Origin of the sequence: Clostridium sp. (assembly GCF_051656525.1) — a bacterium.
GTDB lineage: Bacteria > Bacillota > Clostridia > Clostridiales > Clostridiaceae > Clostridium.
On record NZ_JBOGCC010000057.1, the window covers coordinates 1 to 1,060 of the forward strand.

Consider the following 1,060-nt stretch of genomic DNA (forward strand, 5'->3'; position numbering starts at 1 on the left):
TATAGCTTCTTCCTTTTTATTATTTTTCTATTTTATTATTTTCATATTTTTTATTGTAGAAGTTCATAAAGAAATATAATGGAATAGCAACTATAAGTCCACCAAGTCCCCAAATTATTTGTTCAGGAGTTGATTGGAATAGTATCCAAAGGCTTACTACAATAGCGATAACAGGAATTGTAGGTCCGAATGGAATTTTAAATGAACCTTGTAAGTCAGGTCTTTTCTTTCTAAGAACTAATACAGCAAGACACGTTGGCAAGTATTGCGCAAATCTTGATATTGCACTTATTAATGCTAAGTGAGTAAAGCTTCCTGAAAGTGCAATTGGAATAGTTATTATTGTACTTACTATTACAGAGATGTATGGAACACCTCGTTTACTTTGTTTTGCCATAGCACGAGGAAGTAATCCATCATTTGCAAGAGCCATTCCAAGTCTTGGAGTAAGGAAGGACTGTGTTGCATTAATTCCGATAATTGAAACTAGGATTCCAAGGCTCACAAGTATTCCACCAAAAGGACCAAGCATTTGTGACGAAGCTGTAGCAACAGGGGTTAAATCACTAGCAAGCTTAGGACCAAGCACACCTATAGAAATTGCTTGTATTAACATATAAATAACTGAAACTAAAAGCATTACAATGATAATTGCTTTAGGAACATTTTTGCTAGGGTTATCCATATCTTCGGCAGCTAAAGCAATACTTTCAAATCCTGTAAAAGAAAAGAAGATTAGAAGTGCAGCTGCGCCAAATGAACCATGAGTATATGTACCATGAGGAAATACTGGGGTAAAGTTTCCTCCTTTTATAAAGAAAATACCAACAGCTATAAAGATAATAAAAGGTATAATCTTCCCAATAGTAGATACATTTATTATTATTTTTGAAAGATTTACTCCAGCGAAGTTCATAATCGCAAGTAATACCAATAATGCAATAATAACGATAACTTTTGTTATACCAGTAGCTACTGAAGGAATAAATACAGAAAGTGCAGTTACAAAACCAACAGCCATAGTAGCTGATGCTATTATGCAGATAGCATAAGTCATTAT

General features: G+C 33.7%; 1 protein-coding gene. It reads right to left on the reverse strand.

Annotated elements, in window-relative coordinates:
- Nucleotides 1–19: 19 nt before the first annotated feature.
- The coding region (locus tag ACRDDY_RS02105) for an APC family permease (protein WP_438563319.1) at nucleotides 20–1,060 on the reverse strand (1,041 nt) is incomplete at its 5' end.